Source organism: Nonomuraea recticatena (genome assembly GCF_039533245.1).
In the GTDB taxonomy this organism is placed as follows: domain Bacteria; phylum Actinomycetota; class Actinomycetes; order Streptosporangiales; family Streptosporangiaceae; genus Nonomuraea; species Nonomuraea roseola.
In genome coordinates this window covers 51945-67708 of record NZ_BAAATE010000015.1, presented here as the reverse complement: position 1 = coordinate 67708, position 15764 = coordinate 51945, and the positions used below count along the sequence as shown (strand labels likewise).

General features: G+C 71.3%; 15 protein-coding genes. 3 read left to right on the top strand and 12 right to left on the bottom strand.

Annotated elements, in window-relative coordinates; genetic code table 11:
- Nucleotides 1-42: 42 nt before the first annotated feature.
- The 6 genes from ABFX50_RS26770 to ABFX50_RS26745 all read right to left on the bottom strand — a co-directional run bounded on the left by ABFX50_RS26770 (nt 43) and on the right by ABFX50_RS26745 (nt 5884).
- The gene (locus ABFX50_RS26770; protein WP_346150096.1) at nt 43-1050 is read right to left on the bottom strand and encodes an AraC family transcriptional regulator; all 1008 of its coding nucleotides are present in this window, start codon (nt 1048-1050) and stop codon (nt 43-45) included.
- Between the two features lie 114 nt (nt 1051-1164).
- Entirely contained in the window at nt 1165-2325 is a 1161-nt protein-coding gene (locus ABFX50_RS26765; protein WP_346150095.1) for a DegT/DnrJ/EryC1/StrS family aminotransferase, read from the bottom strand.
- Nucleotides 2322-3038: an amidohydrolase family protein gene (locus tag ABFX50_RS26760; RefSeq protein WP_346150094.1), complete on the bottom strand. Its 717-nt coding sequence runs from the start codon at nt 3036-3038 to the stop codon at nt 2322-2324. Before ABFX50_RS26760 ends, ABFX50_RS26765 begins: the two co-directional genes overlap by 4 nt.
- The gene (locus ABFX50_RS26755) at nt 3035-3700 is read right to left on the bottom strand and encodes an amidohydrolase family protein (protein WP_346150093.1); all 666 of its coding nucleotides are present in this window, start codon (nt 3698-3700) and stop codon (nt 3035-3037) included. The genes ABFX50_RS26760 and ABFX50_RS26755 overlap by 4 nt, the downstream gene beginning before the upstream one ends.
- 10 nt (nt 3701-3710) lie before the next feature.
- Nucleotides 3711-5663 (bottom strand): outer membrane protein assembly factor BamB family protein, encoded by a 1953-nt coding sequence (locus ABFX50_RS26750; protein WP_346150092.1) that lies wholly within the window; start codon nt 5661-5663, stop codon nt 3711-3713.
- Nucleotides 5660-5884 (bottom strand): hypothetical protein, encoded by a 225-nt coding sequence (locus ABFX50_RS26745; protein WP_346150091.1) that lies wholly within the window; start codon nt 5882-5884, stop codon nt 5660-5662. Before ABFX50_RS26745 ends, ABFX50_RS26750 begins: the two co-directional genes overlap by 4 nt.
- Nucleotides 5885-6142: 258 nt before the next feature.
- Here ABFX50_RS26745 and ABFX50_RS26740 point away from each other — a divergent pair, with 258 nt between their 5' ends.
- From ABFX50_RS26740 to ABFX50_RS26730, 3 genes are read left to right on the top strand one after another with little or no spacing between them, the layout of a single operon-like run.
- Nucleotides 6143-6865: an amidohydrolase family protein gene (locus tag ABFX50_RS26740; RefSeq protein WP_346150090.1), complete on the top strand. Its 723-nt coding sequence runs from the start codon at nt 6143-6145 to the stop codon at nt 6863-6865.
- Nucleotides 6862-7590, top strand: coding sequence for an amidohydrolase family protein (locus tag ABFX50_RS26735; protein WP_346150089.1), 729 nt, complete (start codon nt 6862-6864; stop codon nt 7588-7590). Before ABFX50_RS26740 ends, ABFX50_RS26735 begins: the two co-directional genes overlap by 4 nt.
- Nucleotides 7591-7610: 20 nt before the next feature.
- Complete coding sequence (locus ABFX50_RS26730; protein ID WP_346150088.1) at nt 7611-9551, top strand: ligand-binding sensor domain-containing protein; 1941 nt, start codon at nt 7611-7613, stop codon at nt 9549-9551.
- A 214-nt stretch (nt 9552-9765) separates the two neighbouring features.
- Here the strand turns inward: ABFX50_RS26730 and ABFX50_RS26725 are convergent, their stop codons facing one another.
- The 6 genes from ABFX50_RS26725 to ABFX50_RS26700 all read right to left on the bottom strand — a co-directional run bounded on the left by ABFX50_RS26725 (nt 9766) and on the right by ABFX50_RS26700 (nt 15759).
- Nucleotides 9766-10155 carry a hypothetical protein gene (locus ABFX50_RS26725; protein ID WP_346150087.1) on the bottom strand — a complete coding sequence of 130 codons (390 nt, stop codon included), beginning with the start codon at nt 10153-10155 and terminating at the stop codon, nt 9766-9768.
- A 143-nt stretch (nt 10156-10298) separates the two neighbouring features.
- Nucleotides 10299-11285: a dihydrodipicolinate synthase family protein gene (locus ABFX50_RS26720; protein WP_346150086.1), complete on the bottom strand. Its 987-nt coding sequence runs from the start codon at nt 11283-11285 to the stop codon at nt 10299-10301.
- A 117-nt stretch (nt 11286-11402) separates the two neighbouring features.
- Entirely contained in the window at nt 11403-12266 is an 864-nt protein-coding gene (locus ABFX50_RS26715) for a carbohydrate ABC transporter permease (protein ID WP_346150085.1), read from the bottom strand.
- Nucleotides 12263-13129, bottom strand: a complete 867-nt coding sequence (locus tag ABFX50_RS26710; protein WP_183646031.1) for a carbohydrate ABC transporter permease — start codon at nt 13127-13129, stop codon at nt 12263-12265. Before ABFX50_RS26710 ends, ABFX50_RS26715 begins: the two co-directional genes overlap by 4 nt.
- A gap of 57 nt (nt 13130-13186) precedes the next feature.
- Nucleotides 13187-14434, bottom strand: coding sequence for an extracellular solute-binding protein (locus ABFX50_RS26705; protein WP_346150084.1), 1248 nt, complete (start codon nt 14432-14434; stop codon nt 13187-13189).
- 86 nt (nt 14435-14520) lie between these two features.
- Complete coding sequence (locus ABFX50_RS26700; RefSeq protein ID WP_346150083.1) at nt 14521-15759, bottom strand: DegT/DnrJ/EryC1/StrS family aminotransferase; 1239 nt, start codon at nt 15757-15759, stop codon at nt 14521-14523.
- Nucleotides 15760-15764 lie beyond the last annotated feature (5 nt).

Here is a 15764-nt window from a genome sequence, read left to right as displayed (position 1 = left end):
TGGTGAAACCGTACGGGCGAGAGGCACGCTCGGGCCATCCGCTCAGCGCGGATCCCGTCCGCCTGGCGCACGATCTCCGCGCAACGTGGCCGACGGCGGCTGCCCGAAGCGCTGCCTGTAGGCCGCGGCGAATCTCCCCTGATGGGTGAAGCCCCAGCCGGCGGCCACCGCCGTGACCGTACGGCGCGCCGGGTCACAGGCGAGCAGTTCCTCGTGCACCCTGACCAGCCGCACCTCTCGCAGGTACGACATGGGGGTGTGGCCAAGGTGGCGGCGGAAGCCTTCCTGCAGCGAACGCCCGCTGACGGCCACGGCGCGCGCCACCTGCTGGGTCGTCAGCGGCTCGTGGGCGTGCTCCCTGATGAACTGCGCCGCCCTTCCCACCACCTTGGGCAGCGCGGGCGGGCAGGGGGCGAGCAGCCGTTCCCTGTAGGTGGAGGGCTGCATGGTCAGCAGCGAGGTGAGCATGGCGCTCTCGAGGTGCGCGACGGCCAGCGGCTGGGCGGCCAGGCCGTCGTCGTGCTCGGCCTCGGTGACGATCAGGTCCACCATGCCGCGCCAGGCCCGCGCCCAGCCCGCCGTCAGGTCGAGGCCGAGGTCGAAGACGAGCGGCCGGTCCATCGGCGCGCCGAGCAGCTGCTCCAGCGCCTTCTCCACCGCGGCCCGCTCGAACTTGACGATGAGCTGCGGGCAGCCCGCCGCCCACCGCATGTCCAGGTACTCCGTCGGCGAGGGCAGCGAGGCCAGCGCGGGCGTGGAGACGATCTCCTGGCCGCCGCAGCGGATGAGGCTGCGGCCCGCGAGCGGGATCTGGACCAGGAAGAACGACTCCAGCTCGCCCGGCTCGATCCGCACGTCCGCGGCGTAGTCGAGGTAGCTGATCCGCACCGCGCCCAGCTGCGCCGAGTTGAACCTGGCGTTCAGCAGGGCCACGTCGCCCGTCAGGTCGAGGCGATGCGGGCAGAACACCCGCGCCACCTGCTCGCGCACCTCGTCCAGGTCGGCGCTGGCGAACAGCGGCCTGTTTCCCAGCAGGACCTTCTCCCGCATCTGTGACGCTCCCGCGCTCCGGTACCGGTGTCGCGGCGATCATGACGGCAGGCGCGGGAGGTGGTCCACGTACTTGTGCACACAGGCGGCGCGGACGCCTTTACAAAGTAAGTCTCACCCTTGCAGCACCTTGGCGAGGGCCTCGGCGATGTCGCTCGCGCGGGCGGGGTCGTCCATGAGCATCGACTGGCGGACCCAGACGACGCTCTCCGAGGCCGCCCGCGTGGCGGGGCACGGCTCGGCGCGGGCACCCGCCTCGGTGAGGGCGCTCATCGTGCCGAGGGGCGGGTAGCCGGAGTCGAGCGGGACGCCCTCCGCGGCCATGGCCGACAGCACGAACGACCTGTCGATCGGGGTGTCGAAGCGGAGCATCAGCAGGTGGCGGGAGTCACGGGTGGTGCCCGGTGGCTGCGGGACCAAGCCGACCGGCAGCCCGGCCGCCGCCAGCTCGCGCTCCAGCGCGGCGCAGAAGGCCTCGCGCCGGTCGAGCTCGGCCTCCAGCCGGTCGAGCCAGGGCAGCAGCAGGGCGGCCTGGATCTCGGTGAGGCGCAGGTTCCAGCCGACGGTCGGGTGGCCGTACCACTGGCCACCGAGCTTGCGGCCGAGGTTGCAGACCGACCAGATCGCCTCGTGGGCCGACTCCTCGCGGCAGACGATGAGGCCGCCCTCCCCCGCGGTCATCGCCTTGCTGGCCTGGAAGCTGTAGACGCCCGCGTCGCCGAGGCCGCCGATGGGACGGCCGCGGTAGGTGGCGCCGTGGGCCTGCGCGGCGTCCTCGACGACGACCAGGCCGTAGTCGGCGGCCAGGTCGTTGATCGGGTCCATGTCGGCGGGGCTGCCCGCCAGGTGGACGGGCATGACGGCGGTGGTCCTCGAGGTGATCGCCGCTTCCACCGCGGCCGTGGACAGGTGCAGGTCCACGGGGTCGACGTCGACGATGACGGGGGTGGCGCCGGTGAGCAGGACCGAGGTGGCCGAGGCGACGAAGGTGTAGGCGGGGATGACGACCTCGTCGCCGGGGCCCACGCCGAGGCCGCGCAGGGCGGCGAAGAGGCCGAGCGTGGCGTTGCCCACCGCCACGCCGTACGGCACGCCGGACAGTGCCGCGAAGGCGGCGGTCAGGTCGGAGACGACGCTGCCGCCCTGGGTGGCGCCCCACAGGCCGCTCTCCAGCACGTCGGTGACGAGCTTGCGCTGGGCGTCGTCGACGGGCGGCGGCCAGGAGGGCCAGGGGGCGGTGCGGACGGGCGCGCCGCCGTGGATGGCGAGGGTCACGCTTGACCTCCAAGGATTCGGGCCAGGTTGCCGCCCTGGATGAGCGCCCTGTCGGCCTCGACGAGCGGCGCAAGGGCGATGCGGCCGTAGCCGACGCGCAGGTCCAGGAAGCAGGAGTCGGAGCCGAACAGCACCCGGTCGGCGCCGGCCAGCTCGGCCAGGCGGGCGATCCAGCGGCCCGTCATCTTCGAGCCGCAGGTCTCCAGGTAGAGGTTCGGGTGGTCGGCCGCCAGGCGGGCGGCGCTGGCGAAGCCGTAGGGCCACAGGCCGGTGTGACCCATGAGCAGCGGCACATCGGGGTGGCGGGCGGCGACGACGGCGAACCGGGCGGGGTCGCTCCACGGCGAGTCGGTCTGCCCGTGGGCCAGGACCGGCAGGCCGAGCTCCCACACCGGGTCGTAGCGTGGGTCGTCGAGCGGGCACTGGTGGACGTCGGGGTGGATCTTGACGCCCCAGACGCCCTCGGTGACGAGCCGGTTGCGGTGGTGGGGGTTGTAGACCTGCCAGACGCCGAACCTGCCCGGGTGCCGTTCGGCGGCCTCGAAGGCCAGGCGGTTGCCGCCCTCCGCGTCGGGACCGACGCCGAGCAGGTGGCTGATGCCCATGGCGTCGATGCCGAGCCTGTCCATGAGGCTGACCAGGCCGTCGGCGGTCGGGTCGGGGATGAGGAAGTCGGGCCATGAGCCGACGTGGCCGTGCGCGTCGAGGATCACAGCAGGTCGCCTCCCGTGGCGATGAGCTCGACGTCCTTCTCGGGCAGCTCCAGGTGGTCGAGCAGGAAGCGGGGCCCGCAGTCGTCGAGGACGGGCGCGCCGGTGCCCCAGACCAGCCGGCGGGCGCCGAACCTCTCGGCCAGCCACTCCACCGCGCGCTGGGTGTTGACGGTGCCGATCTCCAGCCAGATGTTCGGCGCCTCCGACATGAGCTCGGCGATCGCGCGCAGCCTGCGGTAGCCGGGGTTGAGCAGCAGGACCCTGAGCTCCGGCAGCCGCGTGGTGAGCGCGAGCAGCTGGGCGGGCGAGGTCTCCTCCAGGTCGACGGCGACGACGGCGTCCATGGCGGCCAGCCAGCGCAGGGCGACGGGTCCCGTGAGGTCGAACCTGTGCCGTTCGGGGCACAGCCGCACCATCGCGACCTGCCACGAGGGGATCGGCGCGAACGCCTCGGGGACCACGACGGGGACGGGGATCAGCCTCGGGTCGTCGAGCGCGAAGAGCGCCTGGTTGCCCGCGTGGGCGTCGGAGTAGAGGCTCAGCGTGTGGGTCACGTAGGCTCGCTCGACGCCCAGGCGGTCCATCTCGGGCCGCGGGTCCTCCGGCAGATCGTCGAAGGGCACGGGCCCGATCAGGCGGTGCGCGTCAATCAATTTCGGCACAGACCGAAACCTAACTCTGTGGGCACCTGGGGTCAAGCCCGATTCTTGCCAGCTCCCTGCCCGACAGCGCCCAGGCCTTCCACGAGCCCGGCTCGAAGTGCAGCTGGGGGTTGGTGTACCACTCGTCGCCCAGCCCCGTGGCCAGCAGCTTGGCCTCGGTGCCCAGCTCGTAGGCGTTGCCGCCGCCGAAGAAGACCGAGGCGAAGACCCTGCCCCTGTGCACGGTCAGCTCGCCGTAGCCGGACAGGGCGCCCTGGTGCCTGACGGTCCTGGTGGCCAGGTCCAGGGCGATCCAGGCGCCGGAGTTGCGCTTGTAGACCCCGTAGAGCAGGCCGTCGTGGACCTTGATGTCCTGGAAGGTGCGGTTGCCCTGCACCGGGTCCACCTGCCAGAGCACGGTGCGCGTCTTCAGGTCGAAGGCGGCCACCGAGGCGGAGGTCCTGACCGGCGGGGTGCCGCCGCCGCCCAGCACGTCGCCGCCGAGGTAGACGACGCCCGCCGCCGGGTCGAGCGAGAGGCTCATCAGGCTCTGGTCGGGGATGACGCCCTCGTAGACGTCCATCTGCCCGGTGTCGGGGTCGACGACCGACAGGGCCCCGTCGAGCCTGGCGCCCAGCGGGGCGCTGGCGACCAGGAGCTTGTCGGTGCGGGGGTCGTACTCCAGGTCCCACGGGCGCTGCTGGCCGTGGCCGAGGAAGCCGAGGCTGGTGACCTCGTCGGTCCTCATGTCGATGGCGATGATCTGGCCGCTGGGGTAGATGGCCGCGTAGATCTTGTCGCCGCGCCGGACCAGGTCCTTGGGCTCGCCGGGGACGCGGAAGCGGCGGTGCTCGCCGGTGCGCAGGTCGCGCACGTCCATGGAGAAGTGGCCGCCGATGTAGACGGCCCTGTTGGGCACCAGGAGCATGCTCTGCGGGCGTTCGGCCCCGCTGGGCAGTCCCGCCTCGATCAGGTCGACGAACTCGGCCTTCGCGCTCGGCAGGTCGAGCGTCCACATGCCGCCGCTGCCCGAGAAGCCGACGAGGGCGCCCTCGCCGGTGAGCGCGAGGCGCCTGGTCTCGTCGCCGGGCGAGGGCGCGTCGGCGATCCTGGTGAGAGCCTCGTCGCCGGTGCGGTAGCGGTGGACGGCGCCGTCGGGGCGCGTCGTGCCGTACACGGTGCCGTCGGGGGTGGAGACGATCGCGTCGAGGCTGCCCGCGCCCGTCGGCACCCGCCTGAGGTCGGTGCCGTCCTTGCGGACGTCGATCAGGGTCGTGCCGCTGACGGCCAGCACCCTGTCGCCGTGCTCGGCCACCACGCCGATGCCGCCGGGGCCCTGGGCCAGCTCGCGCACGGCCCCGCTCGCGCGGTCGATCGCCACGAGCTTGCCCTTGTCGAGCAGGCCCGCGTAGACGTTGTCCGCGTCGGCCGCGACGGCCCTGACGTAGCGCTCCCCCGCGGCCAGCACGCCGAAGTTGCGCACCGCGCCGGTGTCGGGCCTGTACTCCCACACCCTGCCGTCGGGGTAGGTGCCGGCGTAGAGCGTGCCGTCGGGGGCGGCCGCCAGGCTCCAGACGAAGCCGCCGTTCCTGCCGAAGGAGCGCAGGTGCTTCACCTCGCCGGTGGCCAGGTCGAAGCTGTAGAGGTCGGGGACGGGGTAGGTGCCGGCGTAAACCTTGCCGCCGGAGACGGCGGTCGCCCACGCGCCCTCCGGCTCGCCGGTCGCCGGGGCGTCCGGCAGCGTGACGCTCCTGACGACCTTGCGGGTGGACAGGTCGAGCTCGGCGAGCACGGGCGGCTTCTGGCCCCTGGTCACCACGTAGGCCTTGCCCTCGTGGACGGAGGCGCCGACGATGGCGCCGGTCACCGAGGCGGGGCCGAACCTCTCCACGGTGGGGGGCTCGCAGGTGGCCGCCTGCGCGGGGGCGGTGGTCAGGAGCACGGTGGCAAGCACGGCGGCCAGTGCCGCCAAGGGTGTCTTCATGGTGTCGCTTTCGGGCAGCGGGGGTCGAGTCTGATCGTGGCGAGGTCTCTGCCGACGAGGGCCCAGGCCTTCCACGAGCCCGGCTCGAAGTGGAGTTCGGGGACGTTGAACCACTCCTCGCCCAGTCCTGTGGCCAGGTGCCTGGTCTCGGGACCGAGCAGGTAGGCGTTGCCGCCCTCCCTGTAGGTCGAGGCGAAGACCCTGCCCCTGTGGACGGTCATCGTGCCGTGGAAGGTGACGGTGAGGGGGTCGTAGCCGATGTCGGCGGGGCGCTGCTGGTCGTGGCCGAGGAAGCCGAGGCTCGTGACCTCGTCGGTCCTGTGCGTCGCAGGTGGCGGCGTGCGCGGGTGTGGCGAGGAAGACTGTCGGGACCAGCAGAAGGGCTAAGAGCAGTCTCGGCACGGCCGGGCCTCCACCTGGTTGCTCGATTTTGGCCCAGACCGTAATCTGCTGAACGCGAATAGTCAATGGAGGCGGTTGTGACGGCGTTCGACGCGCGTGGCTTGATCGGCGAGCTCACGGTGACGCTTGATGTGGACGTGCTGGTGGGAGCGTACGCCGACAGGGACGGCCCGCCGGGCGACCCGTCGTCGGTGCTGGCCGCGCTGGGCGAGAACAGGATCGGCGTGGGCGCGGTGGCCTCGCTGCGGGCCGCCCTGTTCGACCTGCGCTCCGGCAACGACGAGGTGCTCGCCCTGCCAGGTGTCGTCCCCGTGGGCGCGCTCGACCTGCGCGACCCGATCGGCTCGGTGCGCGAGATGGAGCGGCTGGCCGCGCGCGGGGTGAAGGCGGTCAGGCTCTTCCCCGACGAGCAGGGCGTCGAGGCGGGCTTCCCCTCCGTGCGGCACGTGGCGAGGAGGGCGGCGGCGCTCGGGCTGGTGGTGCTCACCGGCGGGGACGTGCGCCGCTTCTGGCAGCCGTTCTCCGGCCTCGAGGCCAAGGTCGTCTTCCTGGACACCCACTTCTACCACCTGGGCGACTTCCTGGTCGTCGCCGCCGACGAGCCCGGCTTCCACACTTCGACGCGGCTGCTCAACTCGCCCGACGCGCTGGAGACCGTACCCGCCGACCGGCTGCTGTACGGCTCCCGCACCCCCCACTACGAACCGCTGGTCCCGCTGCTGCGGCTGGCGACCAGCGGGCTGAAGCCCGAAGAGATCGCCGCCGTCGCGGGCGGCAACGCGAGGAGGCTGCTCGGATGATCGTCGACGTGCACGCGCACTGGGGGCCGTGGTTCTTCACCATGGACGTGGCCGAGCTCAACCTGGCCACCATGGACCGCTACGGCATCGGCGTGTCGATCGTGTCGGCCACCGAGGCGGTCATCTACGACGCCTCCGCGGGCAACAGGGCGCTGGACGGCTGGCTGGCCACCACCGAGCGCCACTACGGCTACGTCACGGTCAACCCGCGCAGGCTGGCCGAGGCCGAGCGGGACCTCGACGAGTACCTGCCGAAGGGGCGCTTCGTCGGCGTCAAGATCCACACCGACTACACGGGCTCGCCCGTCACCTCTCCGCAAATGCGTGAGGCTCTCGCGCTGGTGGCCTCGCGCGGCGTGCCCGCCCTCGTCCACACCTGGGGCGCCTCCGTGCTCGACCTGGCCCAGGCCGTCATGGACACCCCCGGCCTGCGCGCGATCGCGGGCCACATGGGCGCGGACGGCCATCGCTACGCCGTCGAGGCCGCGCGCTCCTGCGACAGGCTCTGGCTGGAGCCCTGCTACTCCCACGCACCGGCGGGCAGGATCGCGCAGGTGGTGGCAGGCGTCGATCCAGGAAGGCTGCTGTTCGGCACCGACTCCACGCTCATCGACCCCGCCTCGGCCTTCGGCGCCGTCGCGGCGGCCGACCTCTCCCCCGGCGTCGCCGAGCTGATCGCTTGGCGCAATGCCGTCCAGCTCTTTGGTCTGGACATTACGGCCTAGGCCGTTATAGCGTCCGGCAGATGATCCCGCGTCGCCGTTTCCTCCAGGTAGCAGCCGCCGCGTCCGCCGCCGCTGTCACCCTTCCGGCCACCCCCTCCCTCGCCGTCGCCCGCGAGCCCGAAGGCACGCTCACCGACCTCGGCCCCGCCAGCGTCGCCAGCCCGCTGGGCAACGGCGAGTTCGTCGGCAACGTGCTCTACATGGGCTCGCGCGGCCTGTCGCCCAACGTCGTGGGAGCGTGGGACCTCGGCGCCGACAAGGTCACCACCCACTTCGAGATCCCCACGGGTGTGGGCATCTGGGCCATGTGCAAGGTGGGCACCGACCTGTACGTCGGCACCCACTCCAGGTCCGACCTGTACAAGATCGACACGGTGACGGGGACGACGACCAAGCTCGCCGAATATCCCGACCACTTCATCTGGACCATGGCCTCCTCACCCGACGGCAAGATCTACATGGGCATGTCCGAGCCCGGCAGGGTCGTGGAGTACGACCCCGCCACCGGCGTCAGCCGCGACCTCGGCCAGCCCGTGGCGGGCGAGTCGTACGTGCGCAGCATCCAGGCCGACGCCACCCACGTCTACGCCGGCATCGGCACCAACGCCCACCTCATCGCGATCGACAGGAAGACCGGCGAGAAGCGCGACCTGCTGCCCGCCGAGCTGGCCGACCGCGACTGGGTGTCGAGCATGTCGAGCTCCGACACGCACGTGGCGGGCGGCGTGCTGTCGCTGGCCGAACTGGTCGTGGTCGAGAAGGCCGACCCGGCCAACTACAAGATCGTCAAGGCGACCGCGCCGGGCGAGAAGTACGTGGTCGCGGTGCTGATCCACGACGGCTGGGTCTACTTCGCAGGGCGGCCCTCCGGCACCCTGTACCGCTACCACATCGCCACGGACAGGCTCGAGGTCCTCGGCGTGCCGTTCTTCGAGGCGGCGACCGGCAGGATCCTGGAGCACGAGGGCCGCATCTACGGCATCCAGGACCCCGGCGTCTTCGTCTACGACCCCGCCACCGGCAAGCTCGACTACCTCAGCCACGTGCAGCGCGGCTACCGGGCCGCCGCCGAGGCGCCCATGTCGGTGCACTCCGACGGCGAGTACGTCTACGTCGGCGGCAAGAGCGGCGCCGACCTGCACGAACTGGCCACCGGCAAGGTCACCAGGCTCTCCATCCCCGGCGAGCCGAAGACCATGATCACCGTCAGGGACACCACCTACCTCGGCGTCTACACCCAGGCGGCGCTCTACTCCCACCGCATCGGCGACCCCGAGGCCAAGCTGCTGTTCCGCACGGGACACAACCAGGACCGCCCGCGCGACCTGGCCTACGACAGGCGCACCCGCCTGATCGTCATGCCGACCCAGTCCGAGCCTGGGCACCCCAACGGCGCGCTCGACGTCTACGACCCGCGCAGCGGCAAGGTCGACACCTACCGCCCGATCGTGGAACGCCAGACCGTCGCCTCGGTGACCGCGCTGCGGGGCATCGCCTACCTGGGCACCAGCACCCAGGAGGGGCTCGGCTCTCCCCCTGTGACGCCCACGGCCCGGCTGGCCGCCTTCGACCTGCGCTCGCGCAAGCTGCTGTGGGAGATCGAGCCGCTGCAGGGCGTCGCCTCCATCACCGGCGTGAAGCACACCGCCACGGCGGTGTACGGCCTGACCAACACCGGCGTGCTGTTCGAGTACGACCTGCGGCTGCGCAAGGTGACGCGGACGCTCAAGGTCAACAACAGGGGCGGCGACCTGGTGATCGCCGGCTTCACGGCCTACACCAGCGACGTGGACGGGGTCTACCGGATCGACCTGGTGCCGTTCACGGCCAAGAAGATCGTGACGGGGCTGGCCAGCGACTGGTTCGGCGGCGGCTCCAAGCTGAACATCGACCCGTCGGAGCGGGCGCTGTACGGCATCAAGGGCCGCAACCTCGTGCGCATCGCCATCTCCCCCCGCTGACCCTCACTCGCCGAGCCCGGCCCCTTGGGCTCTCCCGCAGGGCCGCCCCCGCCGCAGCGGGGCGGCCCTGCCGCGTCGTGCGGGGCCGGCGCGAGAAGGTCCAGCGCACGAAGGTTCAGCTTCAGCGCACAGGGGTTCAACGCACAGGGGTTCGAGCGCACGAGGGCTCGAGCTCACGAAGGTTCGAGCTCACGGGGGTTCAGCGCACAGGGGTTCAGCGCACAGGGGTCAGGCGGAGGACGGCCTTGCCGCTCGACAGCGAGAGCACGCGCACCCCGATGCCGTTGACCGACCCCGTCGTGCCCTCGCCCAGCAGCGCCTGCGAGGTCACGCCAGGCCCCGTGCCCTTCACCCTGACGGAGTGGCCGGTGAAGGAGATGGCCAGCCTGGTGATGCCGAACCTGGAGCTGACCCTGAAGGAGACAGACTTCCTGAGGGTGAGACTGCACCTGCCGTCATGGCAGGCCCGCAGGTTGGGAGCCGTGGCCGCCGCGGGCACGGCCGAGGCGCCGGCGCCCGCCGCCGCGCCGGGCACGGGCACGGAGGCGGGCAGGCCGGTAAGGGCCGTGGCGAGCAGCACGGAAGCGGCGATCATCACAGGCATGTCCGTCCATTCGTCGCTCTCACAGGGGGATGTGCCGACGCGCTCAACCCTTTGTCAACGACGCCGTGATGTCCACCGGTTCGGCGAAATCCCCTTCCGAGGCCCCAAGGACGAGCGGTTCGGCACATCCCCCTCCGCGGCCCTCATGACGAGGCGGCGAGGACGTCGGCGCGCTCGGCCTCGGCAAGGCCCGGGCCGAAGGGGTCGTGGGCGTGGGATTCGGGGATGAGGCCCTCGGCGGCGGCCAGCCACAGCATGCGCTGGACATAGCCCTCCATCGGCGCGGTGAACGTGGCGGCGGCGAGCCTGTCCAGCCTGGCCGAGGCCTTCTCGAAGGCGCGCAGGTCGTCGCCATGAAAGGCGCGCATCACCGCGCCCGTCGCCTCCACCGAGGCCGCGGCGATGCCGACCAGGGCCGCTTCGGCGCCCCACAGCAGGGAGGGGCCGAACATGCGGTCCTCCCCCGTGATCGCCAGCCTGCCCGACGCGCGGGTGAGGGCGATCGTCTCCTGGCAGCCCATGGCGTCCGACAGCAGCGCGGTCTTGAGCCCCGCCACGCCGGGATGGCCGAGGATCTCGCGCATGACGGCCGGCGGGCACGGCGAGGTGTAGAGGTCGAAGGCGATCATCGGCAGCCCCGCGGCCCGCCACACCGCGTCGTGCAGCGCGACGCGGTCGCCCTCCGAGGGGAACAGCAGGAGGCCGTCGGCGCCGAGCTCGGCGGCCGTCATGGCGTCGGCCACCGTCCGCTCGACCACCCCCGTGCCCTCGGCGGCCGTCACCCCGGTGGGTGCCTCCCGGCCGGGAGGCGTCGCGGCGCTCCGGGCGTGGACGGCGTGCGGGGCCGCACCGCCCGAGCCGCCGACGCCCACGATGACGGGGACGCCCGCGCGCCTGGCGCGCACGATCAGGCCGCGCCGCACGTCGGCGGACAGGAAGGGGCCGCGGCCCGTGTGGGCGAGCACGGCCAGGGCGTCGGCGCCCGAGGCGACGAGCCGGTGGAAGTAGCTCTCGGCGAGGTCGAGGTCCACCTCGCCGGAGCGGGTCATCGGGGTCGCCGCCGCGGCCACCAGCGCGCCGCGCAGGCGGTCGCGCAGGCGGGCGGCGCGCGTGTCGATTGCCGTGCTCATGATCGCTCCCTCACCGGACGTTTCGGGGCGTCCAGCGTAGGACGTCCCGTCACGAAGCGGTACGCCCGCCTTCCCGATGAGCCGGGGCCGGTCACCCCCCGGCGCGCGGGAGCCCCGTCACTTGAGGCCGGTCATCGCGATGCTGTTGACGAGGTAGCGCTGCAGCAGGAAGAAGACCAGCAGGCACGGCACCGCCGAGATCGCCGCCGACGACATCACCATGGACCACTGGAGCTCCTCGGTCCTCAGGATCGTGAGGCCGACCGTCAGCGTCCTGGTCGCGTCGCTCTGGGACAGCACCAGCGGCCACAGGAAGTCGTTCCAGTGCCACAGGAAGACGAACACGCCCAGCGTCGCCATGATCGGCTTGGTCAGCGGCACCACGATCGTCCAGTAGACCCGCAGCTCCGAGGCCCCGTCCACCTTCGCGGCGTCGAACAGCTCGTCGGGCAGCCCGAGGATGAACTGGCGCATCAGGAAGACGGCCTGCGAGTTGGCCAGCGTCGGGACGATCAGGCCCCAGAAGGTGTCGACCCCGTTCAGGTTCGAGATGAGCACGAAGACGGGGATCAGCGTCGCCTGGAACGGCACCATCATCGTGGCGAGGAACGTCCAGAGCATGGCGTCGCGGCCGGGGAAGCGCTTCTTGGCGAAGGCGTATCCGGCCATGGAGGCCGTGATCAGGATGACGACGACGGACACCGCCGAGTAGATCAGCGAGTTGAGCGTCCACTGGGCGAAGCCCGACGCCGACAGCACCTGCGTGATGTTGTCGAGGGTCAGCGACTCCGGCCACTGGACCGGCACCGTGGGCTTGCCCCTGGGGCTGAGCGCCACGATGATCATCGCGGCGAACGGCGCGACCGTCAGCAGCGACATCAGCGCCAGCAGCGCGAACAGCCACCACCTGCCGCGCGGACGGCGGGGCCTGGTCGTGGCGCGGGCGCTGGTGGCCGCGGGACGGGTGGCGGTGAGCGTCACGTGTTCCCCCTCCCGAGGAAGCGGCGCTGGATCAGCGAGATGGCCAGCACGATGGCGAAGAGCACCATCCCCCACGTGGCCGCGTAGCCGAACTCGAAGAAGCGGAAGCCGCGCTCGTAGATGCCGTAGATGAGCGTGTAGCTGGCCTTGGCGGGGCCGCCGCCGGTCATCACGTAGATGGTGTCGAAGACCTGGAACGAGCTGATCGTCTCGATCACCAGCACGAAGAAGAGCGCGGGCTTGAGCAGCGGCAGCGTGATGCTGCGGAAGCGCTGCCAGGCGCTGGCGCCGTCGACGCGGGCGGCCTCCATGTACGAGCCGGGGATCGCCTTCAGCCCGGCCAGCAGGATCAGCATCGAGTAGCCGAACCCCTTCCAGCAGGAGACGACCGCCAGCGCGGGCAGCACCAGCGAGGAGCTCTCCAGCACCTGGACGGGGCCGAGGTCGACCTTGGTGAGCAGGCCGTTGAGCAGGCCGTCGAACTCGTAGATCCAGCGCCAGATGATGCCGGCGAAGACGAAGCTCGTGACGTAGGGCAGGAACAGCATGCTGCGGAACAGCCCCCGCATGAAGATCACCGCGTTGAGCAGCAGCGCGGTGCCCAGCGAGACGAGCACCGTCAGCGGCACGAAGATCGCCGCGTACACCAGGGTGACGCGCAGACTGGCCCAGAAGTTCGGGTCGTTCCACAGCCGGACGTAGTTGTCGGCCCCGACGACGTCCCACTCCCCGCCGATGTTCCAGTTGGTCAGGCTCATGCCCGCCGCACCCAGCGTGGGGAAGATCCGGAAGATCAGGAAAAGGACGAGCACGGGCAGGACGAACAGCAGTCCAGTGACCGGATCACGCAGGCGATGACGCACCGGGGTTCACACCTTTCCAGAAAAACAGGGCCTTCCCTCGGGAAGGCCCCAATCGTGTCAGCTGCCGCTGGACAGCAGCTCGTTGGCCTCCTTCGCCGCGGCGTCGAGGGCGGTCTTGGCGTCCTCCTTGCCGAGCAGCGCCGCCTGGATGTGCGACGCGATCATCGCCATCACCTGACGGGCCTTCGGGTGGGTGTCGCCGGGGAAGGCGAACTCCAGGGACTTGGCGAACTCCTTGGAGGCGGCCGACTGCCCGGGGATGGTGACGTCGGTCCTGGCCGAGAAGAAGCCGGACTCCTTGGCCAGCTCGGCCGCCACGGTGGTGGAGGCGAGGTAGCCGGCGAACTTCTTGGCCGCGTCCTTGTCGGCGGCGTGCTTGGCCAGCACGAGCCCGCCCGGGATGCCGAAGGCGACCCGCTTCGTGCCCTCGAGCGGCAGGCCGACGCCCACGTTCTCCTCGCCGATCGCGGCGGCGAGCTGCTCGACCATGCCCGCGGTGGCGGCGTGGTACATCGCGGACTTGCCGCCCGCCAGCGGGCCGCCCTCGATGTCGTTGCCCTTGCTCGCGGTGTTCTCCGGCAGGCCGCCCGCGGCCTTCAGGTCGAGCAGGTACTGCAGGCTCTGCACGCCCTCGGGGCCGTTGAAGGCGACGCTCTTGCCGTCGGGGGCGAAGACGGTGCCGCCGTTGGCCCAGAGGATCGGGTAGAAGCTCTGGTTGAGCGAGACCTCGGGCTTGCCGGGGTAGTCGAGCACCGCCACCTTCTTCGCGGCCAGCTTCGGCGCCGCCGCCTTCAGCTCCTCCAGGGTGTCGGGCACCTCCGTGACGCCCGCCTCGGCGAACAGCTTCTTGTTGAAGATCGGGGCGGTGATCGTCTGGTAGATCGGAACACCGTAGAGCTTGCCGTCGACCGTCAGCGCGGTCAGCGCGTTGGGCAGGTAGGCGGCCTTGTCCTTGGCGATCACGTCGTCGAGCTGCTCGAGGGTGCCCTGCTGGGCGTACTGCGGGATCTGGTCGGGCCCGAGGACGACGAGGTCGAAGCCCTTCCTCGAGGCGAGGGCCGTCGTGACCTTCTCCTGCCGGCCGTCCCACGGCTGCTGGTCGATCTTGACGTCGATCGTGGGGTTGGCGGTCTCGAAGTCCTTCTCGACCTTGCCCCAGAAGGCCTGGTTCTTGGCCTGGTCGGCGATCACGGGATACATCCAGAGGGTCACAGTGCTCTTGTCGGATCCTGAGCCACCGGACCCGCACCCGGCGATCACGACGCTCATGGCGGCCGCGATTCCGGCTGCCGCTACCTTCCTCATCGGCGGCTTCCTTTCATGAATACCGGTCCTGACCGAAACCTAGTGAGCGGGGAGACGGTCGGTCAATGCCCGATACACGAACGTAACTACGGCCTGTTCCTGATTCGCTCCGCGATGAGCTCGACGTGCTCGTCGGTGTAGTGCTCGTTCCAGTCGATGACCAGCAGCGTCTCTGCCACCAGCCGCTCCGCCTCCGGGCAGGCCGCGGGCGTGTAGCCCTCCAGCGGGTAGCGGGAGCCGCCGTAGAGGGGCCCCTTCCACACCGGCGCCCTGTTCAGCGGCTCCCCGAGGTAACCGGCCCGCGCCGGAATCCCGGCGGCTCCCAGGTGGGCGGCCAGCTCGCCGGCCCCGCCGTCCAGAAGGACGAGGGGGAACAGCCACCATGCGTGCCCCTCGGGGCGCGGCAGCCGCAGCCCCTGCAGCCCTTCCAGGGCCTTCAGCAGGTGGGCGGCGGTGCGCCGCCTGGCGGCCAGCACGCCGTCCAGCTTGGCCAGCTGGGCGCGGGCGACGGCGGCCTGGAGCTCGGTCATGCGGTAGTTGAGGCCCAGACTGGCGTGCGACCGCCCGGCGGCGCGGTCCCATCCCTTGTCGGAGAACAGGCGCATCCTGCGGGCCAGCTCGTCGTCCTGGGTGATGACCACTCCGCCGTCGCCGCAGGTGATGTGCTTCCACTGCTGGAGGCTGAAGGTGCCGACGTCGCCCACGATGCCCGCGAGCCTGCCGCCCCCCACGCCCCGCGCACCGCCCCCGAGCTCCTCCCCCGACCCCTGAGCGGGAACCCCCGACCCCTGAGCGGGAACCCCCGACCCCTCGGCGGGAAGCCCCGGCCCCCGGGCGGGGAGCTCGGTGAGCCAGGCCTGGGCGCAGTCCTCGATCAACGCCAGCCCGTGCCTGTCGGCCAGCGCCCTGAGCTCGTCGATGCGCGCGGCCGCGCCGAACAGGTGGACCGCCATGATCGCCCGCGTCCTCGGCCCGATGAGGGCCTCGACCGCGGAAGGATCGAGATTGCCGTCGGAGGGGTCCACATCCGCGAAGACAGGAACGGCGTTCTGCGCCAAGATGGGGGCCACAGTCCCGAAGTCCGTGATCGGCGTCGTGATGATCTCGTCTCCGGGGTCCGGCGCAGCCGCCACGACCGACAGATGGAGAGCCGCGGTGCCGGAGCTGCACGCGATCGCGTGGCGGGAGCCGTACAGCTGCGCCATCTCGCGTTCGAGCGCCTTGGCCTCGGTTCCCCACACGGAGTTGAGCATGCCCGAGCGGATCACCCGCTCCAGGGCGGCCACCTCCTCGTCGCCGAGCGTGCGGCCCTCGGGATCGGCCATGGTTG